We start from the raw sequence: 21,694 nt of genomic DNA, 5'->3' as shown, positions 1-21,694 counted from the left end.
CAAAGAAAATTCCTTGCCATCGCCTTGCGCCTTTGCAATGTCACCGGTGACTGAAGCAAATCGGGAAATCGGAATGGCCAGGCGGATAGAAAACTTCTCTGATATCACAGCGCACTATGACGTGGTGCTCTGCGATGTCTGGGGCGTCGTTCACAATGGCGTCGATCCGTTTCCGAAGGCGGCCGCTGCCCTTGAAGCGGCCCGCGCCGGCGGCGTCGCCGTCGTCCTCATCACCAATTCGCCGCGCCTTTCCTGGCAGGTGGTCGAGCAGTTGCGCCAGATCGGCGTTCCCGACGGCGCCTATGACCGGATCGTCACCTCAGGCGACGTCACGCGCCGGCTGATCGCCGAAGGGCCAAAGACGGTCTTTCTGCTCGGTCCCGAACGTGACAGCCCGCTGCTCGACGGCCTCGACATCGAGCGCCGGCCGGCGGGCGAAGCGCAATCCCTCGTTTGCACCGGCTTTTTCGACGACGAGACGCAGAAGCCGGAGGATTACACCGACATGCTTCTGGAATTCAAATCCCGCGAGGTGCCGATGATCTGCGCCAATCCCGACCTCGTGGTCGAGCGCGGCCATCGCATCATCCCCTGCGCCGGCGCTATGGCCGCCTATTACGAGCAGCTTGGCGGCAGCACCCGCATCGCCGGAAAACCGCACCGGCCGATCTATGAGGCGACGCTGGCCGCTGCCCGCGAGCTTCGCGGCGATTTCCCTGTCGAGCGCGTGCTGGCAATCGGCGACGGCATGCCGACCGATGTGCGCGGCGCCTTGAATTACGGCCTCGACCTTCTCTACATCAGCGGCGGTATACACGCCCGGGAATACACCTTGAACGGCGAAACCGACGAGGCGATCCTCAACGCCTATCTCGATCGGGAAAAAGCCGCGCCGAAGTGGTGGATGCCACGCCTTGCATAAAGAGAAGCCAGCCGATGACCGTCTTCCACCGCAATGAAACCCGGGAACCCTTGCCCGCCCACCTCAAGGGCGGCGTCATTGCCATCGGCAATTTCGACGGCGTGCACCGCGGCCACCAGTCGGTGCTCAACCGCGCGCTCGAAATCGCAAAGGCGCGCGGCATCCCGGCTTTGGTGCTGACGTTCGAGCCGCATCCGCGCACGGTCTTCCGGCCCGAGACCCCGGTCTTCCGCCTGACGCCCGCGCCGCTGAAGGCCCGCATCCTGGAAACGCTGGGGTTCAACGCGGTGATCGAATATCCCTTCGATTACGAGTTCTCGCAGCGCTCGGCCGATGATTTCATCCATTCGATCCTCAAGGATTGGCTCGGCGCCTCGGAAGTCGTCACCGGCTTCGATTTCCATTTCGGCCGCGGCCGCGAGGGCGGTCCGGCCTTTCTGATGAATGCCGGCCAGACCTATGGCTTCGGCGTTACCCTGATCGATGCCTTCCGCGATGAAAACGCCGATGTCGTCTCTTCGAGCCATATCCGCGCGCTTTTGAGGGAAGGCAGCGTCAGCGAAGTCGCCGGTATGCTGGGCTACCGTTATACGGTCGAGGCCGAGGTGATCGACGGCGAAAAGCTCGGCCGCCAGCTCGGTTTTCCCACCGCCAACATGCGCCTGCCGCCGGAGGTGGAGCTTGCCGCCGGCATCTACGCCGTCCGCTTCCGCCGCCAGGACGGCACGCTCCACGACGCCGTCGCGAGCTACGGCCGCCGCCCGACGGTGACGGAAAACGGCGCGCCGCTGCTCGAAACCTATCTTTTCGACTTCAGCGGCGATCTCTACGGCCAGCGCTGCGCCGTCTCCTTCTTCGGCTATCTGAGACCCGAACTGAAATTCGACGGCCTCGATCCGCTGGTCGCCCAGATCAAGCGCGATGAGGAGGAGGCGAGGGCGCTGCTGTCGGGCGTCCAACCTCTGGGCGAACTCGACCGGAAGCTTTGTTTCTCCTGAGGCCTCGCTGGTTACGGGATTATTCAATTGCAAACAAAATTTCGCTCGCGACCGGGGATCGCATAGCGCGAATTCTGCTCTTCCTTTTCCAGGCAAAAACGCCTATGAACCGGCGCTATGACGAAATTTCGGCTGGCGATGACGATGCGAATTATCGGCCCGGCCTTCCGCGCGCGCTAAGCGGCCGGGAGGTCCGGGTTTTTGGCGCTTGGATATGAGCGCTTCCGTCACCAGCTTTTTCACGCCGTTGCGCCCCTTCCTGGGCCGCCAGAAACGATTGTCCCGATATGACCGACACAGCCGAAAAGATCGACTATTCGAAGACCCTCTATTTGCCCGAAACCGATTTCCCGATGCGCGCCGGCCTGCCGCAGAAGGAGCCGGAGCTGGTTAAGCGCTGGCAGGAGATGGGTCTCTACAAGAAACTGCGCGCTTCGGCCGCCGGCCGCGAAAAGTTCGTGCTGCACGACGGCCCGCCCTATGCCAATGGCAACATCCATATCGGCCACGCGCTGAACAAGATCCTCAAGGACGTCATCAACCGCTCGTTCCAGATGCGCGGCTACGACGCCAACTACGTGCCTGGTTGGGATTGCCACGGCCTGCCGATCGAATGGAAGATCGAGGAGAAGTACCGCGAGAAGGGCAAAAACAAGGACGAGGTCCCGGTCAACGAATTCCGCCGGGAATGCCGTGAATTCGCCACTGGCTGGATCAAGACCCAGGCGGAAGAGTTCAAGCGTCTCGGCATCGAGGGCGACTTCGACAATCCCTACACGACGATGAACTTCCACGCGGAATCGCGCATCGCCGGCGAACTGCTGAAGATCGCCGCAAGCGGCCAGCTTTATCGCGGCTCCAAGCCGATCATGTGGTCGGTCGTCGAGCGCACGGCACTGGCCGAGGCCGAGGTCGAATACCAGGACTACGAGAGCGACACGATCTGGGTGAAATTTCCCGTCGTCGAAGGGCCGGTTGCGCTCAAGGATGCCTTCGTGGTCATCTGGACGACGACGCCCTGGACGATCCCCGGCAACCGCGCGATCTCTTTTTCAGCTCGTGTCTCCTACGGTCTCTACGAAGTGACGGCGGCCGAGAACGATTTTGGTCCGCGTCCCGGCGAAAAGCTCATCTTTGCCGATAAGCTGGCTGAAGAATCCTTCGCCAAGTCCAAGCTGCAGTACAAGCGCCTGTGCGATGTTTCTGCGGCCGACTTCGCGGCGATGGCCTGTGCGCATCCCTTCAAGGGTCTGGACGGCGGTTATGAATTCGCCGTGCCATTGCTCGATGGCGATCACGTCACCGATGATGCCGGTACGGGCTTCGTGCACACGGCACCCAGCCACGGCCGCGAAGACTTCGATGCCTGGATGTCGGCCGTCCGCACGCTTGAGGCTCGCGGCATCGACTCCAAAATTCCGTTCCCGGTCGACGATGGTGGCTTCTACACATCAGACGCGCCCGGCTTCGAAGGCGCCCGCGTCATCGACGACAACGGCAAGAAGGGCGATGCCAACGATCGCGTCATCAAGGCGCTGATCGAACGCAACGCGCTTTTTGCCCGCGGCCGGCTGAAGCATCAGTACCCGCATTCCTGGCGCTCGAAGAAGCCGGTGATCTTCCGCAACACGCCGCAATGGTTCGTCTATATGGACAAGACCCTTGCCGACGGCACGACGCTGCGTTCGCGCGCGCTCGGTGCGATCGACGACACCCGCTTCGTCCCCGCCGCCGGCCAGAACCGCTTGCGCGCCATGATCGAGGGGCGCCCGGACTGGGTTCTTTCTCGTCAGAGAGCATGGGGCGTGCCGATCGCCGTCTTTGCCGACGAACAGGGCGAGGTCCTGGTCGATGAAGCCGTCAACGCCCGTATCCTCGAGGCCTTCGAACAGGAGGGCGCCGACGCCTGGTTTGCCGATGGCGCCAAGGAGCGCTTCCTCGGTAACGATCATGACCATTCCCGCTGGAAGCAGGTCATGGATATCCTCGACGTTTGGTTCGATTCCGGCTCGACGCACACCTTTACGCTGGAGGACCGCCCCGACCTGAAGTGGCCGGCCGACCTCTATCTCGAGGGGTCCGACCAGCATCGCGGCTGGTTCCATTCCTCGCTCTTGGAATCGGCTGCCACCCGCGGCCGCGCGCCTTATAACGCCGTCCTCACCCATGGTTTCACCATGGACGAGAAGGGCGAGAAGATGTCGAAATCGAAGGGCAATGTCACCGCGCCGCAGGAAGTAATGAAGGATGCCGGCGCCGACATCCTGCGCCTGTGGGTCATGACCTCGGATTATGCCGACGACCTGCGCGTCGGCAAGACGATCATCCAGACCAATGTCGATGCCTATCGCAAGCTGCGCAACACCATCCGCTGGATGCTCGGCACCCTTGCCCATGACAAGGGCGAGGAGATCGCGCTTGCCGATCTGCCGGAGCTGGAGCAACTGATGCTGCACCGGCTTGCCGAACTCGACGAGTTGGTGCGCGAGAACTACGATGCCTTCGACTTCAAGAAGATCGCCCGTGCGCTGATCGATTTCGCCAATGTCGAGCTTTCAGCCTTCTATTTCGATGTCCGCAAGGACGCGCTCTATTGCGACGCGCCGTCGAGCCTGCGCCGGCGCGCCAGCCTGCACGTCATCCGCCAGATCTTCGATTGCATGGTGACCTGGCTTGCGCCGATGCTGCCCTTCACCACCGAGGAGGCCTGGCTGTCGCGCAACCCGTCCGCCGTTTCCGTGCATCTGGAGCAGTTTGCTCCTGTTGCCAAGGAATGGCGTAACGATGCCCTGGCCGAGAAGTGGAAGAATATCCGCACGGTCCGCTCGGTTGTCACAGGCGCTCTGGAAATCGAGCGCAAGGACAAGCGCATCGGCTCCTCGCTGGAAGCCGCTCCTGTCGTCCACATCGCCGATCCGGCGCTTATCAAGGCGCTCGAGGGTCAGGATTTCAGCGAGGTCTGCATCACTTCGGGCATCACGATCCAGGCGGACGCCGGTCCCGCCGAAGCCTTCCGCTTGGCCGAAGTGCCTGATGTCGCCGTCGTTCCGACGCTGGCCGAAGGTGTAAAATGCGCTCGTTCCTGGCGCATCACTAAGGATGTCGGTTCCGATCCGGAATATCCCGACGTTTCGGCGCGGGACGCGGTGGCATTGCGCGAACTCGGCATCCGCAGCTGAAGATATTTGCCGGGTGAATTGCGTTTTCGCGGTTCATCCGGTAAAAGCTGCCTGAAAATGGCCGGATTTTTGCGTCAGGGGGACGGTTGTCCGGTTGGGCAACGATTGCACCGGTGGCTGGAAGGGTTTTCATGTTCGCAACGCATTGGTTCCGTATGGGCGCCTGCCTGTCTGTTGTCATGGCGGGATGCTCCCTGGTCTCCAGCTGCGCCAGCAGCCCGACCTACGGCACCGACAAGACCGCCATGGAGCAACTGACCGACGATCTCGGCCAGTCCGTGTCGCTGACCGGGCCGGATCCGAAGAACAAGGGCGTCAAGTACACGCCGCGCCCGACGCTGGTGCTGCCGGCCGAGGCGCAGAGGAGACCCTCGTTGCGCCGCAGCCGACGGTCGCCAACAAGGACAATCCGCAATGGATTGAATCACCGGAGGAAACCCGGGCCCGCTTGGTCGGGGAAGCCGACGCCAACTCGGACAATCCGAACTACCGCTCGCCGCTGGCGAGCTCGGCCATCGAGGGTGGCCGGCGCACGACCGAAGCACAGACCAAGGCCTATCGCGAAGCCCGCGCCCTGCAGAAGGGCTCCTATGTCGATCAGCGCCGTTATATTTCCGATCCGCCGCCCGGCTACCGCACCGTCGACGACCCCGCAAAGCTTGATGATGTCGGCGAACCCGAGCTCAAAAAGCAGAAGAAGCGCAAGAAGGACGCGGCGATCGCCAACAGCGGCAAGCAGTGGTGGAATTTCCTGCAATAGCCGCCTTCACCTGCCTGAAAAGACGCGAGGCGCTGTAGAGATTACGGCGTCTCTCTTTTTTGGGAAAAGAATCGTCTCAATATCTCGGCCGATTGCACCTCGTTGAAGCCGGAATAGACTTCCGGAGCGTGGTGGCAGGTCGGCTGCCTATAAAATCGTACGCCATTGTCGACGCCGCCGCCTTTCGGGTCCTCTGCGCCGTAATAGAGCCTGCGGATACGCGCAAACGAGATGGCTGCCGCGCACATGGTGCAAGGCTCAAGGGTCACATAGAGATCGGCGCCGACAAGACGCTCCTGTCCGAGCGCTTCGCAGGCAAGCCGGATCGCAGCGATTTCGGCGTGTGCGGTCACGTCATTGAGCTCGCGCGTGCGGTTTCCTGCGCGCGAAACGGCGATATCGTCGATGACGACAACGGCGCCGATCGGCACCTCGCCGCGTTCTTCGGCGGCGCGTGCCTCTTCAAGCGCCATCTCCATGAAACGATTTGTCTTCACGATCGCAAGAATTTCCACTTAACCGCAGATGCGTGACCTGATAGACAGGCCCAAAAGGCAGGCAAACAACAAATGACACCCAAAGACAAGCCAAAACGCCCGGGCGCAAAGCCCTTTTCACGCGACAGCGGGCCGAAGGCCGGCGCGAAGTCGGGCGGCACGAAGCCGGCAAAGGCTGCGATTGCCGCCGAGACCGAAGGCGAGGCCAAGGCCGAACGCATTTCCAAGGTGATGGCGCGCGCCGGCGTCGCCTCCCGCCGCGACATCGAACGCATGATCATGGAAGGCCGCGTCACGCTGAACGGCGCGGTGCTCGACACCCCGGTCGTCAACGTCACGCTCGCCGATCGCATCGAGGTGGACGGCGTGCCGATCCGCGGCATCGAGCGCACCAGGCTGTGGCTCTACCACAAGCCGGCCGGGCTGGTGACCACCAATGCCGATCCCGAAGGCCGGGCGACCGTCTTCGACAACCTGCCGGAAGAACTGCCGCGGGTGATGTCGATCGGCCGCCTCGACATCAACACCGAAGGCCTGCTGCTGCTCACCAATGACGGCGGTCTTGCCCGCGCGCTCGAGCTGCCGGCCACCGGCTGGTTGCGCCGCTACCGTGTGCGCGCCCATGGCGACATCGATCAGGATGCGCTCGACAAGCTGAAGGACGGCATTGCCGTCGACGGCGTGCTCTACGGTTCGATCGAGGCGACGCTCGACCGCACGCAGGGCTCAAACGTCTGGATCACCATGGGTCTTCGCGAAGGCAAAAACCGCGAAATCAAGAACGTGATGGGCGCGCTTGGCCTCGACGTCAATCGTCTGATCCGCATTTCCTACGGCCCGTTCCAGCTCGGCGACTTGCCGGAAGGCCATGTCATCGAGGTGCGCGGTCGCACGCTTCGCGACCAGCTCGGCCCGCGTCTGATCGAGGAAGCCAAGGCGAATTTCGACGCCCCGATTTACAATGCGCCGGCCGTTGCCGCCGAGGAAGAAGTTGAAGCCCCAGCCCAGGAAAGGCGCGAGCAGCGTCCCCGCCGCGACGAGGACAAGCGCGAACGGGCACTGAGCCGCCTCGACACCAAACGCGACGATCGCCGCGCTGGCGGCCGTAGAGATGACGAACGCCGCGATGGCGGCCGCTTTGACGACGACAAGCCGAAGCGTCCCCAGCCGCTCGGCCAGCGCCGCAGTGCCAATGTCTGGATGGCGCCCGGCGCTCGCCCGCTTGGCGAAAAGGCTGCGGCGAAAGCCGCCAAGAATGAGCAGACCGCGCGGCGGCGCGGCGAGCAGGCGCCGGCAAAGAGCACTGGTTCCCACTATATCGAGGATCGCCCACGCACACAGATCAATCGCGTGCGCGAAGAGGACGGCGAATGGATCCGCTCGAGCGAGCAGCCGCACCGCAAGGATGAGGGCGAAGACCGCGGCCGAAAACGCTCGTTCGGGGATCGGCCGGCCCGCGAAGACCGTGGTTTTGGCGACCGCCCGGCGCGCGGCGACCGCCGTCCCCGTGAGGGGGTGACGAACGTCCGCGTAGCAGAAGCTCTGCCGGCGAAGGCCGTTCCGAGCGTCCGCGCGGCGATCGGCCTTTCGGTGATCGACCCTCGCGTGGCGATCGGCCCTTCGGCGACAAACCGCGCGGTGATCGCAAACCGCGCGCCGAGGGGGACGAACGTCCTCGTGCCGCCAGAGCCTCCACCGGTGAGGCTCGTTCGGAGCGCCCGCGCGGCGACCGGCCTTTCGGGGATCGCCCTTCGCGTGGCGACCGGCCTTTCGGCGACAAGCCGCGGGGTGAACGCAGGCCACGCGAGGACGGTGATGAGCGCCCGCGCGCAGCCAGAAGTTTTGCCGGCGAGGGCCGATCCGATCGTCCGCGTGGAGAAAAGTCCTTCGGCGGCAAGTCTCCAGGCGGCAGGCCTTCGAGCGGGAAGCCTTCGGGCGATAAGCCGCACGGCAAGGGCTTTGGCGCCAAGCCGGGTGGGGCCAAGAATTTTTCCGGCAAGCCGAAGGGCGCCAAGTCAAGCGGCGTAAGGCCAGGCAGTGACAGGCCGGGCGGCGACAGGCCGGCTGGCGGGCCGTCCAGAGGTGGTGGAAAAGGAAAGGGAATGACGCGCGGTGCGGATCGTCGGCGGTGAATTTCGCGGACGGCCTCTCGCCGTGCCAAAATCCAACGAGATCCGGCCGACTGCCGACCGGACGCGCGAGAGCCTGTTCAATATTTTGAGCCATGCCTATCCGGAATGCGTCGATGGCACCCGGATCCTCGACCTTTTTGCCGGAACCGGCGCGGTCGGCCTCGAAGCTGTTTCACGCGGCTGTCGCCACGCGCTCTTCGTCGAAAACAGCGTCGAGGGCAGGGCGCTGCTCTGGGAAAACATCGATGCGCTCGGCCTGCACGGCCGCACGCGCATCCTGCGCCGCGATGCGACCGATCTCGGCAGCGTCGGCAATCTCGAAGCCTTCGACGTGCTGTTTGCCGACCCGCCCTATGGCAAAGGCCTCGGCGAAAAGGCGATGGCGGCGGCGGCCGGGGGCGGCTGGCTCAGGCCCGGCGCGATCGCGGTGCTCGAGGAACGCGCCGATATTGTCGTATCCGTGCATCCTGCCTATGTTTTCCTCGAAAACCGCATCTTTGGCGATACGAGGGTGCATTTCTTCCGGTATCAGCCGCAATAAGCGGGGGCGGGCCGTGCAGCAGGAAGAGATCATCAGCCCGAAACTGCCCGCGATCAGCGATCTTCCAACGGTTGCCGTCGCTTTCGGCGGCGGCGGCGCGCGCGGGCTTGCCCACATCCATATCATCGAGACGCTCGACGAACTCGGCATCCGCCCCGTGGCGATATCTGGTTCGTCGATGGGCGCGATCATGGGGGCCGGCATGGCCGCCGGCATGTCGGGGGCCGAAATCCGCGAACATGCGCTGGCGACCGTCGGCAACAAGACGGCCGTGGTTGCCCGCATCTGGGGCATGAGGCCGGCAACGGTGCGTGATGCGGTGGCCAAGGGCATTCGGATCGGCCAGTTCAATCTGGAGCGGATCCTGAAGGCCTTTCTGCCGGCCGAGCTGCCGGCCCGCTTCGAGGATCTGCTGGTGCCGATGAAGGTCATCACCACGGATTATTACGGGCAGAATGAAGTCATCATTGAAGAGGGCGAGCTGTTTCCGGCACTCGCCGCCTCTTCCGCCATCCCTGCCGTCTTCATGCCGGTGCGCCTGCGCGGCCGCGTGATGATCGACGGCGGCATCAGCAATCCGGTGCCTTATGAACCCCTGATGGATCTTGCCGATATCGTCATCGGAATCGATGTCGTCGGCGCGCCTGAAGGCGACGGCACCCATATTCCGAACCGTATGGAAAGCATCTTCGGCTCCGGCCAGCTGATGATGCAGACGGCGATCACGCTGAAGTTGAAGCTGTGCCAGCCGCACATCTTCCTGCGCCCGGCCGTCGGCCGCACCGGCGTCATGGATTTCCTCAAGGCCCGCGAAGTCCTGGCCATGTCGATCGGCGTCAAGGACGACCTGAAATTCGCCCTCGACCGGGAAATTGAAGCGCGGCTGAGGCGCTGATGTTCTCTTGATTTACGCCTCCGCCGTCGCATCCACCGTTCCCGCCAGCGGATCGTCCTCGAGGGGATCGGCGGCGCGTTTCGGCTTGACCAGCGGTTCGGGGCGGACAGGGTGGGAAAACAGCATGTCGCGACCAGCCTGTAGCCCTTCGGACACCTGCAGCACCAGGCGCGCCTCATCGCGTTTGCGGATGTCCTCGCCGATCTCATAGGCGTCGACCTCGGGAACGCCGAGCGCTTCCAGCGTCCGCCGCCCGAAGAGCAGGCCGGATTCCAGCGTCTCGCGCAGTTCGTAATCGACGCCCTTGTTGCGCAATTCGATCGAATGGATACGGTCGTAGGAGCGCACGTAGAGCCTTGTGTGCGGATAGTCCGCCTGCACCAGTTCCACCACCTTGTCGGTGACCTCCTTCTTCTGCGTGCAGACGAGAACGATCTTTGCCCGGTCGATACCGGCCGAGCGCAGCACGTCTTTGCGGGTGCCGTCGCCGAAATAGATGCGGAATCCGAAAGACGAGGCCTGGCGGATGCGGTCCGCCGAAAATTCGATGACGGTGACGCTGCGCCCGCCGGCAAGCAGGATCTGCGCCGCGATCTGGCCGAAACGCGAGAAGCCGACCATCAGCACGTCGGCGCCGGCGCCCTCGAAATCCTCGTCCAACTCCTCATGCTCGCCGCCGCTGAGCAACCGCTTCGAAAGCGCCGCGCCGATCGGCGTCAGCGCCATGGACAGCGTCACGATCGCGACCAGCAGCGATGCCGTGCTCGCCGACATCAGCCCGACGGTCGCCGCCGCAGTAAACAGCACGAAGCCGAATTCGCCGCCTTGCGGTAGCAGGAAGGCGATGCGGATCGCATCATCATGCGGAGAGCCGGAGATCCGGCAGAGCCCGTAGATGATGATCGCCTTGACCGCCATGATGATCGGCACCGCGACGATGACGAAGAGCACGTTGTCGGCAAGCACGTCGAGCTGCAGCGACAGGCCGACGGCGATGAAGAAGATGGCGAGCAGCACGCCGCGGAAGGGCTCGATATCGGCCTCCAGCTCGTGCCGGTAGGAGGATTCGGCGAGCATCACCCCGGAGAGGAAGGCGCCCATCGCCATCGAAAGCCCGGCAAGCTGCATCAGGCTCGCCGATCCCATGACGACGAAGAGGGCGGCGGCGATCATCGCTTCGCGCGCGCCGGTGCGGGCGATGACCTGGAAGAGCGGCGTCAGCAGGTAGCGCCCCATGACGACCATCGCCGCGACCGCGCCGACGGCAACCGCAAAATCGGTGAGTGGCGCAGGGCTGCCCTTGCCACCGCCGTCGAGCACGGTGATCAGCGCCAAGAGCGGCACGATCGCCAGGTCCTGGAACAGCAGCATCGAGAAGGAGCGCTGCCCATACTTCGTGTTGACGTCGCCGTCGCCCTCGAGGATCTGCATGGCGAAGGCCGTCGAAGACAGTGCCAGGCCAAAGCCGGCGACGATGCTGCCGCGCCAGTCGAGAACCTCAGAAAACCAGGCAAGCGCGGTCAGCGCCAGACCGGTGACCACCACCTGCGCCGTGCCGAGGCCGAAAATGTCGCGGCGCATCTGCCAGAGGCGGCTGGGTTTCAGCTCCAGCCCGATGATGAAGAGCAGAAAGACGACGCCGAGTTCGGCGACGGCAAGGATCTGTTCGCCGTCGGTGATGCCGTGGAAAACCGGTCCGATGACGATACCGGCGGCGAGATAGCCGAGCACCGTGCCGAGCCCGAGCTTCTTGAAGATCGGCGCGGCGACCACCGCGCCGCCGAGCAGCAGGATCGTTTCGGAAAAAAGGCATTGGGCGCGGACATCGGGGCGATTTCTTTCGACGGCGGGGAACAGGCGGCAGCCCCGACAAAGAATCGGCGCCGGCGGCCTTGATGCTTGGGTGAGTGCACAATAAATGGAAGCCGAAGGAAAGGCCAAATCATGTCCTCTGAAATCGATTCCTCGACACTTCTTTCCCGCGCAAGTCAATTGATCGATCTGGCAAAGAAGGCAGGGGCCGACGCCGCCGACGCCGTCGTCGTCCGGTCGCGCTCGCAATCGGTCAGCGTCCGCCTCGGCAAGGTCGAGGGCACGGAATCCTCCGAAAGCGACGATTTTTCGCTGCGCGTCTTCATCGGCAAGCGCGTCGCCAGCGTTTCGGCCAATCCGGGCTTCGATCTCCAGGCGCTGGCCGAACGCGCCGTCGCCATGGCCAAGGTCTCGCCGGAAGATCCCTTCGCCTGCCTTGCGGATGAGGCGAGCCTGGCGAAATCCTATCCCGACCTGCAATTGCTCGATACCACCGAGGTCTCCTCCGAGATGCTGCGCGAGGCAGCCCTTGCAGCTGAGGCCGCGGCCCTTGCGGTCAAGGGTGTCACCAATTCCTCCGGCGCCGGTGCCTCAGCCGGCATGGGCGGCCTGGTTCTTGCCACCTCGCACGGTTTCGAAGGCAGCTACATGGCCTCGCGTTTCGGCCATTCCGTCAGCGTCATCGCCGGAGAAGGCACCGGCATGGAGCGCGATTATGATTTCGACAGCCGGCTCTACTATGCCGAACTCGACGATCCCGCCGACATCGGCCGCCGCGCCGGCGAACGGGTGATAAAGCGCATCAATCCGCGTCAGGTGCCGACCGGCAAGGATGTCACCGTCATCTTCGACCCCCGCGTCGCCCGCGGCTTCGTCGGCCATGTCGCCGGCGCGATCAATGGTGCCGCCGTCGCCCGCAAGTCGAGCTTCCTGCGCGACAGGATGGGTCAGCAGGTGCTGAAATCGGGCCTGTCGATCACCGACGATCCGTTGATCGTTCGCGGCCCCTCCTCGCGGCCCTTCGACGGCGAGGGCGTATCGGGTGAGCGGCTGGTGATGATCGAGGACGGCGTCTTGAAGTACTGGTTCCTGTCGACTTCGACGGCGCGCGAACTTGGCCTTCAGACCAACGGCCGCGGCGTGCGCGGCGGCACCGCCGTCTCGCCGTCCTCCACCAATCTTGCGCTTGAACCAGGCGACATCTCGCCGGAGGAATTGATCCGCAGCGTCGGCAATGGTTTTTATGTCACCGAACTGATCGGCCACGGCGTCAACATGATCACCGGCGAATACAGCCGCGGCGCCACCGGCTTCTGGATCGAGAACGGCGAGCTGACCTTCCCGGTCTCCGAGGTGACGATCGCCTCGAACCTCAAGGACATGTTCATGCGCCTGACGCCGGCAAACGACATCGATCGCAAGTTCGGCGTCGCGGCCCCGACCTTCGCCATCGAAGGCATGACGCTGGCAGGCCAGTAAGAAACGGCCAGCGAGAAACGGCCAGTAGGAAACGGATTTGACGGGATGAGCGATAGGGAAAGGGCCCGTTGGCAGAGCGATCTGACGCTGATCGCCGATGCTGCGAAGGAGGCCGGTGCGGTCGCTTTCGGCTTCTTCAACCAGTCTCCCGAGGTCTGGTGGAAAAACGACGATCGCTCCCCCGTCAGCGCCGCCGATTTCGCCGCCAACAAGACGCTCGAGACCATTCTGCGCAAGGCGCGGCCGGATTATGGCTGGCTGTCTGAGGAAACCGACGATGATGCCGGCCGCCTCTCGCATGAGACGCTGTTCATCATCGACCCGATCGACGGCACGCGCGCCTTTCTCGGTGGGCAGACGGTCTGGTGCGTCAGCGTCGCGGTCGTTCATCGCGGCCGGCCGGTCGCCGGCGTGCTCTATGCCCCGGCGCTTGAGGAACTCTATGAGGCCGTCGACGGCGGCGTGGCGCTGAAGAACGGCGTGCCCTTCACCGTCTCCGCCGCAGGACCGGAGGAGACGAGCCGCCTTGCGGTCGGTGAGGATCTGTTGAAAACCTTTCCGCCGGAGTTTCGCGACCGGGTCAGCCGCCATAAACACATTCCCTCGCTTGCCTATCGCATCGCCATGGTGGCGGACGGTCGTCTCGAAGGTACCTTCGTCAAGGGCAATTCGCATGATTGGGATCTGGCCGCTGCCGATCTGATCCTTAGCCGCGCCGGCGGGGGCCTCGTCGATCTCGAAGGCAGGCCGATCGTCTACAATCGCGCCGACGTTACCCACAGCGTCCTCTGCGCAGCACCGACGCCCCGCATCAGCGAGTTTCTCGCGGCCTTTGCGGGACGACGAGACAGTTGACGTTTCCGTCAAAATCCCGCAGATGGGGTGGCGGAGGAGAATAGCAGAAAGAGAACAAAAAATGACTGACTCCGGTGACAAGAAGCAGCTTTTGCATCTGGTTTTTGGCGGCGAACTGGAAAGCCTCGATAACGTCCAGTTCCGCGACCTGAACGGTCTCGATATCGTCGGCATTTTCCCGGATTATGCCACGGCGCTGACGGCCTGGAAGTCGAAGGCGCAGCAGACGGTCGACAATGCGCATATGCGCTACTTCATCGTCCACATGCATCGTTTGCTCGATCCACAGGAAAAGGCCTGAAGCGGCTGACCCCGGCCATCGGCCGCGGCATGTATCGGCGGCCTGCGGTTCGTCACGCCGGGTTTCGTGCATCGGCCATCCGTCGATCCGGATCGTTTGACGCATTCTGAACAAATTGATCGGCCATTCCGGCCGCAACGATAATGAGGGAATGGGTTTGATGTCGATCTTGGATCGGAGACTGGCGCGATGAGTTCCCGGATGGCTCGGTTCGGTCTGAGCGCATACCGTCTGGCGGGAACCGTGGCCTCTCCTGTCGTCGGCCTCTATATCACCTACCGCACGGCCAAGGGTAAGGAAGACCGGGCGCGCCGCCTGGAACGCTTCGGCTATCCTAGCGCCAACCGGCCGCAAGGCCCGCTCGTCTGGTTCCATGCCGCAAGCGTCGGTGAAACCAATGCCGTCATCCCGCTGATCCGCGAAATCCGCCGCCGCGACATCCATGTCATCTTGACCACAGGCACCATCACCTCGGCCAGGCTCGCCGCCGAGCGCCTCGGCAATGACGCGATCCACCAATATGTGCCGCTCGACCTGAAGCCTTCGGTCAGCCGCTTCCTCGATTATTGGCAACCCGATTGCGCCATCATCGCCGAATCCGAGATCTGGCCGGCAACGGTGCTGGAGCTCGGCCGCCGCCGCATTCCGCAGATCCTGATCAATGCCCGAATGTCGGACCGTTCCTTTGCCCGCTGGCGCCGCCGGCCGGCAATCGCCGAAGCCTTGTTCGAAAATCTCGCCCTCGTCATCGCCCAGTCGGATATCGATGCCGAACGTTTCCGCGATCTCGGCGCCGTTCCCGTCATCACCTCGGGCAATCTGAAGGTCGATACCGACGCACCGCCCTATGACAGCGCTGTCCTCGCCCGCTACAAGAAGCAGATCGGCGACCGCAAGACCTGGGCGGCGATCTCGACCTTCGACGGCGAGGAGAATGCCGCCGCCATCGTTCATCGGGCGCTGAGGGAGCGCGATCGTCAGCTGACGATCATCGTGCCCCGCCATCCCGAGCGTTGCGACGAGATCGAGGCGGCTCTGGTCAAGCTGGGGCTCAAGGTCGCCCGCCGCACCCGCGACGATGTCCTGTCGGCCGATGTCGATATCTTCCTCGGCGATACGATCGGCGAAATGGGCCTCTATTTGAGACTGACGGAAATCGCCTTTGTCGGCCGCTCGCTTTTTGCCGAAGGCGGCCAGAACCCGCTTGAGCCCGCCATGCTCGGCTGCGCCGTTCTCTCCGGCGGCCATGTGCAGAATTTCCGCGATGCCTATCAGAAGCTTGCCCGCAGCGGCAGCGCCCGCATGGTGCGCGATACCGAAATGCTGGCCAAGGGCGTGCATTACCTTTTGACCAATGACGAAGCGCGCCGCAATATGATTGAGGCCGGTATCACCGCGGTGCACGAGATGCGCGGTGCGCTGACCGCCACCGTCAAGGGGCTGGAACCCTATATCAATCCGCTGACGGTGAAGGCGCGGCTGCTGCCCAGGGCCGTGGCCCAGGTCTGAGGATAAAGCATGGCGGCAGCGTCCCTAATCAAAGGCATTCTCTTCGACAAGGATGGCACGCTGCTCGACTATGACGAGAGCTGGCTGCCTGTAAACCGCGAACTTGCCCGCATCGCCGCTGAAGGGGATCCGCTTCTTGCCGACCGGTTGCTGTCTGCCTGCGGCATGGATCCGGCGACCGGCCATATCGTGCCCGACAGCCTGCTTGCGGCCGGCAACACCCGACAGATTGCCGAGGGCCTGGTTGCCGCGGGTTCGATGGTCGATGTCGTCGAACTGACGGTTCGGCTCGACGAGCTGTTCTCCAACGCCGCCGAATTTTCCGTGCCGGTAACCGATCTCGCCGGCTTCTTCGCAAGGCTGCATCGGCGCGGCTTCAAGCTCGGCGTCGCTTCCAGCGACAATGAGCGCTCGATCCGCCAGACCGCGGAACGTTTCGGTTTCGCCCGCTATATCGATTATATCGCCGGATATGACAGCGGTTTCGGCGTCAAGCCGGAGCCGGGCATGGTGCTCGGCTTCTGCGCCGCGACCGGCCTTTCGCCTGAGGAAGTGGCGATGGTCGGCGACAACAATCACGATCTGCATATGGGCCTGAATGCCGGAACGGGGCTCAGGATCGCGGTGCTGACCGGCACCGGTTCGCGCGATTCGCTTGCCGCCGCCGCCGATCATGTGCTCGACGATATCACCGCTCTCGAGACGCTGCTGCCGGATCTGCAGCCGGCCTGACTGGTAAGGGCTTGCATTTTCATTGATTTTGGCTTCTCAATTCGGCCGGTCGAAAAGCAAGGGGCTGGCTGCCGCAAGGTGGGCAGGGGAGCGGAACGGCAAGATGATATCCGAAGCGCCGCCGTTCTGGTGGAGGAAAGCCGATTGGCGGGCCTGGCTGCTGGCGCCTGTTTCCTTTCTCTACGGTCGTATCGCCGGCCACCGCATGGCTCACGCGCGCCGCGCCTCTGTTGCCATTCCGGTCATCTGCGTCGGCAATTTCACTGTCGGCGGCGCCGGCAAGACGCCGACGGCGCTGACCATTGCCCGCGCCGCCAAGGCGAAAGGGCTGAAACCGGGCTTTCTCAGCCGCGGTTACGGCGGCTCGCTCGATGTGACGACGGTGGTCGATTCCGATCATCACCGGGCGGTTGCCGTCGGCGATGAGCCGCTGCTGCTCGCCCAGGAGGCGTTGACGGTGATTTCCCGCCGGCGCGTCGACGGGGCTCAGCGCCTGGTGGCGGAAGGCGCCGATCTCATCATCATGGATGACGGTTTCCAGAGCGCCCGGCTGGCGATCGACTATGCCCTGTTGGTCATCGACGCGACCCGCGGCCTCGGCAACGGCCATATCGTGCCGGCCGGCCCGGTGCGCGCCCCTATCCGCCAGCAACTGCGTTCGGCCACCGCCCTGTTGAAGGTCGGCGGCGGCAATGCCGCCGACGGCATCGTCCGCATGGCGGCACGCGCCGCAAAGCCCTATTTTACCGCTTCGCTGAAAGTGCGCGGCGACAATACGCTCGCCGGCATGAAGGTGCTCGCCTTCGCCGGTATCGCCGATCCTGCCAAATTCTTCCGCACGGTCGAATCGCGCGGCGCCGAAATCGCAGTCGCCAAATCCTTCGGCGACCACGAGCACCTGACCGAGGACGAAATCGACGACATCCTGACGACCGCCGAGCATCAGGGCCTGTTGATCGTCACCACCTCAAAGGACTTCGTCCGCCTCTCCGGCCATCCCGGCAAGGCGGCGCAACTGGCCGAGAAATGCCGGGTGATCGAGGTCGACATGGTCTTCGAGGATCACCTCGCTCCCGGCCTGATCATCGACCGGGCGATCGCCGCTTGCCGCGAGCGGCGTTTGCGTGAGATCAAGGCCGGCGTTAAAGCGATTCCCGGAAAGGCTGAACCGCTCTAACGGACTGCTGCAAGCTTCTCGGTGGTTTGCTGAGACTGTGAATCAATAACCTCTCGTCCGCTGGTTCGTCCGGCTTTCTGCGCCCCCCATCGCAACTTTTCACACGATCGAGTGAAGCAAAGTTTCGCGGGCGGAGATCAGATGCGACCGACAAGTGTGATCGATCAACGCGATATTGCGGCTTTCGAGGGCATCGATCAGCGCGAGATGTTCCCCAATGGCGACCTCATTTCGCGCGCGCTCATCCCGTTTGTTCCACTGATAGTGATAGTGGAAGACCATGGCGATCACGTCTTGGAAGCTTTCGATAAAACGGTTTGGCGCGACAGCCACAATCAGGCGATGGAACCGGCTGTCCAGTTCCGAGAAATCCTGAAACCGGGCATCGATATCCGCGAGCAGTTCCAAATGCGCCGCTCGTATGGCACGCACCTGCTTCCAGATGGGCGAGCCGTCGGGCAGGGTAGCGAACAGGCGTGCGGAGCGCATTTCGAACATCTCTCTGATCTCGAACAGTTCGAGTGCGAAACTCGCTGTGAACCCTTTAAAAACCCAGCCTGCATTCTGACGCCTCTCGATCAGCCCATATTTCTGAAATCGATTGAGAAATTCACGGACTATGGTTGTCGCAACGCCGAATTTGCGAGCCAATTCGGCCTCATTGATTTCTGTGCCCGGACAGGCATCGCCGCGCAGCATCCATTCCATGAAACTGGTCTCAACCTGTTCCGAAATGGCCAAGGTCTCTTCCTTCGGATAACGCTCTATCTGCCGCGGCTGCTCCCGTATGATCCGCCTATGCGCCTCGGATATGATGATCCCACGTTCAGACATCGCCGCCAGCACCTTCCGCACCGTCGTTCTGCTCACGCCAAGCTGGGCGCGCAGTGCGTTTTCGGATGGCAATTCCTCCCCAAGCTCGGATGCGCGAATGATATCGATCATATCATTGAAGGCCCGCTTAAAAGTCGTATCGGTTCTCATTGCGCAACTCCCGGCATGTTTGGATATCCATAAGAAACAATTTGACGTACGTGTATCATATGTTTCTTATGTATAAAAAACCAGGGAGGCTCGGGAAATTTGGAAGACTCTGGGATTCTGCCTCACAATTCGTCCCGGCCTGGAGGTTCGCAAGGTGCAACCTTTCACCCGAGACAATCTGGCATCACATTAGGACTGAAGCTTTTGAGCTTGGGCCCCTTATTGATCCTCATCATACTCATCGCCGTCGTCAGTTTGATCACGCCGGCTTTTCTAAAGCCCGGCAACCTGGGCAACATCCTGGCGCAAACGGCAGTGATTGCTCTTGTGGCGATGGGGCAGCAGCTCGTTATCCTGACACGCGGTGTCGACCTGTCTGTCGGCTCGAATCTCGCGCTCGCGACAGTCATCGGCGGACTGGTCTACCAGCAGGTTGATGCCTCAATCGCCGTCATTATGGCCATGTTGCTTGCGGGTGCTGCCATCGGGGCGGTAAACGGCGTGGTGTTTGTCTACGGTCGGCTGCCACACCCCTTCATTATTACCCTTGCGACCTTGAGTATCTGCCGTGGTCTGGCACTTGCATTGGCGCCTGGCCACACCACAATGCGTGGGATGCCCGATACAATTACTGCGATCGGTGGCGGTACGACGTTTGGCGTGCCCAATTCCTTCCTTGTCGTCGGGATCTTCGGGCTTCTTTTTCTGATCCTGACGAAGTCAATGGTCTGTGGCCGATGGATCTATGCCGTGGGCGGCTCGCCGAGTGCAGCCAGAAGCATGGGTATACCCGTAAAGGGTGTTCTGCTTTCGACCTACATTATCTCAGGCTTTTGTGCCGGTGCCGGCGCGGTGCTGCTGGCAGGACGGACCGGCGCCGCCTCGCCGATCTACGGCAATCTCCTGGAACTCGACACGATTGCGGCGGTGATAATCGGCGGTGCCAGCTTCCTTGGCGGACGAGGCCATCTCGGCCACGCCCTGATCGGCGCCGTGCTGATCGGCGTCATCCGCAACGCCCTTAACCTTCTCGGCGTCGACGTGTTCTTTCAAATGATCGCGATCGGTCTCGTCATCGTCATCGCCGTAGAGGCCGATGTGCTTCGTAACCATCTCGAGGCGCGCGCGCGCGTGCTTCAATCGGCGAGAGTGCAATGAACCCTGCATCCGCCCCACCGGTCCTTTCGGTTCGAAATGCACAGAAGCGCTTTGGCGCCATCCATGCCCTGAAAAATGTTAGTTTTGATGCATATGCAGGCGAGGTAACCGCTCTCCTGGGTGACAACGGCGCCGGCAAGTCGACGCTCGTCAAATGCATCAGTGGGCTTCATAGTCTCGACGAAGGAGAGATCCTCGTGGATGGTGCTCCCGTATTGCTCCATTCAACGGCGGCGGCTCGCCGCGCCGGCATCGAAACCGTCTATCAGGATCTGGCGCTTTTCGACAACCTGACCCCTGTACAGAATTTCTATTGCGGGCGAGAAATCTCTTTCCCTTCTTGGCTGCCACGCCCGCTCCGCCTCCTCAACACGGGCGTTATGAAGCGGGAAGCAGCGCGTGTAATCGATCGCCTGAAGGTCAAGCTGCCGCGATTCGACGCGCCGGTCGCGCTGATGTCCGGTGGACAGCGGCAGGCGATTGCGGTCGCGCGCGCCATTGTGTTTGCACGCAAGCTTGTGATCCTTGACGAGCCAACGGCCGCCCTCGGCGTTCGAGAGTCTCGCCAAGTTCTTGACCTTGTCAATCAGCTCAAAGCCGAAGGCAATGCCGTGATCATAATCACGCACAATATGGAACATGTCGTCGAAATCGCCGATCGGGCAGTGGTGCTGCGGCAGGGTCGTAAGGTGGGTGAACTGAAGCCAACCGAAGCGAACAAGCAGGACCTTGTCGCGATGATTGTAGGCGCCGAGGCGTAGGGAGATCGCTGCTTCGATAGGGCAGTGGACAACGAGATCGCTCTAGAGGAGGGTGATCGAAACATGGGAGGTGTTATGATGAAACCGCAATCCCTGCTGGGAGCTCTTGCGCTTCTGGCCGTCGCTGTAGTCCCGTCCTTGGGGCAGGAGCCGGTCAAGCTTGGCTTTATAACCAAATTCCCGGTACCGTTCTTCGCAACAATGGAGAACGCAGCCAAGGATTATGCAAAGAGAAATCCCGGCGTCGAAATCATCTACGGGCAGGGGACCTCCGCAACCGACATCGAGGGTCAGATTGCACAGATCGAGTCCATGGTGACGCGAGGCGTGCAGGGCATTGCCCTCACGCCCGTCGATCCCACCGTGTCCACGGCCCTGGACAAGGCGGTGGCGGCCGGCGTCAAGGTCGTACTGATGGATAACAATATTCCGGATTGGAAAGGCAGGACGGCGCTTGCCACGACCAATAATTTCGCCGCGGGCAAAATCGCGGGCGAATATCTCAAAACGGTTCTTAAAGCCGGCGATACGCTAGGGATACTCGAGGGTGTGCCCGGTGTGCCAGCGCTTGATGACCGTGTGAAGGGTATGCTTGAAGGGCTGCAGGGCCTTGACGTCAAGATCGTCGGGAAAGGCGCAACAAACTGCACTGAGGAGCTCGGGATCAGTGTCGCCGAAGATCTGCTGACGAAGAACCCGGATCTCAAGGCCATTTACGCCGCTTGCGGTCCGCCCGCTGCTGGCGCTGCGCGCGCAATCAAGAATGCCGGAACTGCCAATGACAAGATTGTGCTGGTCGGTTTCGACTTCTGCTGTGGCGAAGAGGAAGCGCTGAAGAGTGGAATCGAGGATGCCTCGGTGGCGCAGTTCCCCACCAAGATGGCTGAACTCGGTGTGGATGCACTGGTAAAATCGATTCGCGGAGAGACGGTGGAGTCTTTGATCGACTCCGGCGCCGCGCTGGTGACGCCTGAGAATATGGCGCAATTCAAGTAAACCGTC

At 62.5% G+C, this 21,694-nt stretch carries 16 protein-coding genes and 3 pseudogenes; 16 read left to right on the top strand and 3 right to left on the bottom strand.

Going from position 1 to position 21,694, the window contains the following annotated elements:
* Window positions 1-73: 73 nt before the first annotated feature.
* The 4 genes and pseudogenes from ACS4RS_RS03165 to ACS4RS_RS03150 all read left to right on the top strand — a co-directional run bounded on the left by ACS4RS_RS03165 (window position 74) and on the right by ACS4RS_RS03150 (window position 5,859).
* Window positions 74-922, top strand: a complete 849-nt coding sequence (locus ACS4RS_RS03165; protein ID WP_439008754.1) for a TIGR01459 family HAD-type hydrolase — start codon at window positions 74-76, stop codon at window positions 920-922.
* A gap of 14 nt (window positions 923-936) precedes the next feature.
* Complete coding sequence (locus tag ACS4RS_RS03160; RefSeq protein ID WP_439008755.1) at window positions 937-1,920, top strand: bifunctional riboflavin kinase/FAD synthetase; 984 nt, start codon at window positions 937-939, stop codon at window positions 1,918-1,920.
* A gap of 287 nt (window positions 1,921-2,207) precedes the next feature.
* Complete coding sequence (gene ileS, locus ACS4RS_RS03155; RefSeq protein WP_439008756.1) at window positions 2,208-5,099, top strand: isoleucine--tRNA ligase; 2,892 nt, start codon at window positions 2,208-2,210, stop codon at window positions 5,097-5,099.
* Window positions 5,100-5,230: 131 nt separating this feature from the next.
* Window positions 5,231-5,859: pseudogene (locus ACS4RS_RS03150) on the top strand (hypothetical protein).
* Between the two features lie 41 nt (window positions 5,860-5,900).
* Here ACS4RS_RS03150 and ACS4RS_RS03145 read toward each other — a convergent pair.
* Entirely contained in the window at window positions 5,901-6,338 is a 438-nt protein-coding gene (locus ACS4RS_RS03145; RefSeq protein WP_449313986.1) for a nucleoside deaminase, read from the bottom strand.
* A 90-nt stretch (window positions 6,339-6,428) separates the two neighbouring features.
* Between ACS4RS_RS03145 and ACS4RS_RS03140 the strand changes: the two are divergent.
* The 3 genes and pseudogenes from ACS4RS_RS03140 (at window position 6,429) to ACS4RS_RS03130 (ending at window position 9,924) form a co-directional block, all read left to right on the top strand.
* Window positions 6,429-8,488 (top strand): annotated as a pseudogene (locus ACS4RS_RS03140) (pseudouridine synthase).
* Window positions 8,469-9,029 (top strand): 16S rRNA (guanine(966)-N(2))-methyltransferase RsmD, encoded by a 561-nt coding sequence (gene rsmD, locus ACS4RS_RS03135; protein ID WP_439008759.1) that lies wholly within the window; start codon window positions 8,469-8,471, stop codon window positions 9,027-9,029. Before ACS4RS_RS03140 ends, rsmD begins: the two are co-directional and overlap by 20 nt.
* Window positions 9,030-9,042: 13 nt before the next feature.
* The gene (locus ACS4RS_RS03130; RefSeq protein WP_439008760.1) at window positions 9,043-9,924 is read left to right on the top strand and encodes a patatin-like phospholipase family protein; all 882 of its coding nucleotides are present in this window, start codon (window positions 9,043-9,045) and stop codon (window positions 9,922-9,924) included.
* A 12-nt stretch (window positions 9,925-9,936) separates the two neighbouring features.
* On the opposite strand, the pseudogene ACS4RS_RS03125 reads toward ACS4RS_RS03130, so the two are convergent.
* A pseudogene (locus ACS4RS_RS03125) lies at window positions 9,937-11,750 on the bottom strand (monovalent cation:proton antiporter-2 (CPA2) family protein).
* A gap of 118 nt (window positions 11,751-11,868) precedes the next feature.
* On the opposite strand from ACS4RS_RS03125, the gene ACS4RS_RS03120 reads away from it, so the two are divergent.
* The 6 genes from ACS4RS_RS03120 to lpxK all read left to right on the top strand — a co-directional run bounded on the left by ACS4RS_RS03120 (window position 11,869) and on the right by lpxK (window position 17,789).
* Window positions 11,869-13,215 carry a metallopeptidase TldD-related protein gene (locus ACS4RS_RS03120; protein ID WP_439008762.1) on the top strand — a complete coding sequence of 449 codons (1,347 nt, stop codon included), beginning with the start codon at window positions 11,869-11,871 and terminating at the stop codon, window positions 13,213-13,215.
* A 45-nt stretch (window positions 13,216-13,260) separates the two neighbouring features.
* Window positions 13,261-14,070, top strand: a complete 810-nt coding sequence (locus tag ACS4RS_RS03115) for a 3'(2'),5'-bisphosphate nucleotidase CysQ (protein WP_449313869.1) — start codon at window positions 13,261-13,263, stop codon at window positions 14,068-14,070.
* Window positions 14,071-14,131: 61 nt separating this feature from the next.
* Window positions 14,132-14,371, top strand: a complete 240-nt coding sequence (locus ACS4RS_RS03110) for a DUF4170 domain-containing protein (protein WP_439008764.1) — start codon at window positions 14,132-14,134, stop codon at window positions 14,369-14,371.
* 189 nt (window positions 14,372-14,560) lie between these two features.
* Window positions 14,561-15,880 carry a lipid IV(A) 3-deoxy-D-manno-octulosonic acid transferase gene (waaA, locus tag ACS4RS_RS03105; RefSeq protein WP_439008765.1) on the top strand — a complete coding sequence of 440 codons (1,320 nt, stop codon included), beginning with the start codon at window positions 14,561-14,563 and terminating at the stop codon, window positions 15,878-15,880.
* A gap of 9 nt (window positions 15,881-15,889) precedes the next feature.
* A complete protein-coding gene (locus ACS4RS_RS03100) occupies window positions 15,890-16,612 on the top strand; it encodes an HAD-IA family hydrolase (protein ID WP_439008766.1) in 723 nt (240 codons plus the stop codon).
* Window positions 16,613-16,715: 103 nt separating this feature from the next.
* The gene (lpxK, locus tag ACS4RS_RS03095) at window positions 16,716-17,789 is read left to right on the top strand and encodes a tetraacyldisaccharide 4'-kinase (protein ID WP_439008767.1); all 1,074 of its coding nucleotides are present in this window, start codon (window positions 16,716-16,718) and stop codon (window positions 17,787-17,789) included.
* A gap of 99 nt (window positions 17,790-17,888) precedes the next feature.
* Here lpxK and ACS4RS_RS03090 read toward each other — a convergent pair whose 3' ends face one another.
* Window positions 17,889-18,773 carry a GntR family transcriptional regulator gene (locus ACS4RS_RS03090; protein ID WP_439008768.1) on the bottom strand — a complete coding sequence of 295 codons (885 nt, stop codon included), beginning with the start codon at window positions 18,771-18,773 and terminating at the stop codon, window positions 17,889-17,891.
* Between the two features lie 99 nt (window positions 18,774-18,872).
* On the opposite strand from ACS4RS_RS03090, the gene ACS4RS_RS03085 reads away from it, so the two are divergent.
* The 3 genes from ACS4RS_RS03085 (at window position 18,873) to ACS4RS_RS03075 (ending at window position 21,688) form a co-directional block, all read left to right on the top strand.
* Complete coding sequence (locus ACS4RS_RS03085; protein WP_439008769.1) at window positions 18,873-19,931, top strand: ABC transporter permease subunit; 1,059 nt, start codon at window positions 18,873-18,875, stop codon at window positions 19,929-19,931.
* Window positions 19,928-20,692 (top strand): ATP-binding cassette domain-containing protein, encoded by a 765-nt coding sequence (locus ACS4RS_RS03080; RefSeq protein ID WP_439008770.1) that lies wholly within the window; start codon window positions 19,928-19,930, stop codon window positions 20,690-20,692. The genes ACS4RS_RS03085 and ACS4RS_RS03080 overlap by 4 nt, the downstream gene beginning before the upstream one ends.
* 78 nt (window positions 20,693-20,770) lie before the next feature.
* Window positions 20,771-21,688 carry a substrate-binding domain-containing protein gene (locus ACS4RS_RS03075; protein ID WP_439008771.1) on the top strand — a complete coding sequence of 306 codons (918 nt, stop codon included), beginning with the start codon at window positions 20,771-20,773 and terminating at the stop codon, window positions 21,686-21,688.
* Window positions 21,689-21,694: the final 6 nt, after the last annotated feature.

The sequence above is a fragment of the Rhizobium sp. F40D2 genome, assembly GCF_051810745.2.
Lineage (GTDB): Bacteria > Pseudomonadota > Alphaproteobacteria > Rhizobiales > Rhizobiaceae > Rhizobium.
The sequence above is the reverse complement of the archived record's forward strand: the minus strand, read 5'-3'. Positions and strand labels throughout refer to the sequence as shown.

Excerpts from the sequence above, each read along its gene's own strand:
- ACS4RS_RS03090 (WP_439008768.1), bottom strand. The coding sequence starts at position 18,773 with ATGAGAACCGATACGACTTTTAAGCGGGCCTTCAATGATATGATCGAT.
- ACS4RS_RS03115 (WP_449313869.1), top strand. The coding sequence starts at position 13,261 with ATGAGCGATAGGGAAAGGGCCCGTTGGCAGAGCGATCTGACGCTGATC.
- waaA (WP_439008765.1), top strand. The coding sequence starts at position 14,561 with ATGAGTTCCCGGATGGCTCGGTTCGGTCTGAGCGCATACCGTCTGGCG.
- ACS4RS_RS03080 (WP_439008770.1), top strand. The coding sequence starts at position 19,928 with ATGAACCCTGCATCCGCCCCACCGGTCCTTTCGGTTCGAAATGCACAG.
- lpxK (WP_439008767.1), top strand. The coding sequence starts at position 16,716 with ATGATATCCGAAGCGCCGCCGTTCTGGTGGAGGAAAGCCGATTGGCGG.
- ACS4RS_RS03110 (WP_439008764.1), top strand. The coding sequence starts at position 14,132 with ATGACTGACTCCGGTGACAAGAAGCAGCTTTTGCATCTGGTTTTTGGC.
- ACS4RS_RS03160 (WP_439008755.1), top strand. The coding sequence starts at position 937 with ATGACCGTCTTCCACCGCAATGAAACCCGGGAACCCTTGCCCGCCCAC.
- ACS4RS_RS03075 (WP_439008771.1), top strand. The coding sequence starts at position 20,771 with ATGAAACCGCAATCCCTGCTGGGAGCTCTTGCGCTTCTGGCCGTCGCT.
- ACS4RS_RS03145 (WP_449313986.1), bottom strand. The coding sequence starts at position 6,338 with ATGGAGATGGCGCTTGAAGAGGCACGCGCCGCCGAAGAACGCGGCGAG.
- ACS4RS_RS03100 (WP_439008766.1), top strand. The coding sequence starts at position 15,890 with ATGGCGGCAGCGTCCCTAATCAAAGGCATTCTCTTCGACAAGGATGGC.
- ACS4RS_RS03165 (WP_439008754.1), top strand. The coding sequence starts at position 74 with ATGGCCAGGCGGATAGAAAACTTCTCTGATATCACAGCGCACTATGAC.
- ACS4RS_RS03120 (WP_439008762.1), top strand. The coding sequence starts at position 11,869 with ATGTCCTCTGAAATCGATTCCTCGACACTTCTTTCCCGCGCAAGTCAA.
- ileS (WP_439008756.1), top strand. The coding sequence starts at position 2,208 with ATGACCGACACAGCCGAAAAGATCGACTATTCGAAGACCCTCTATTTG.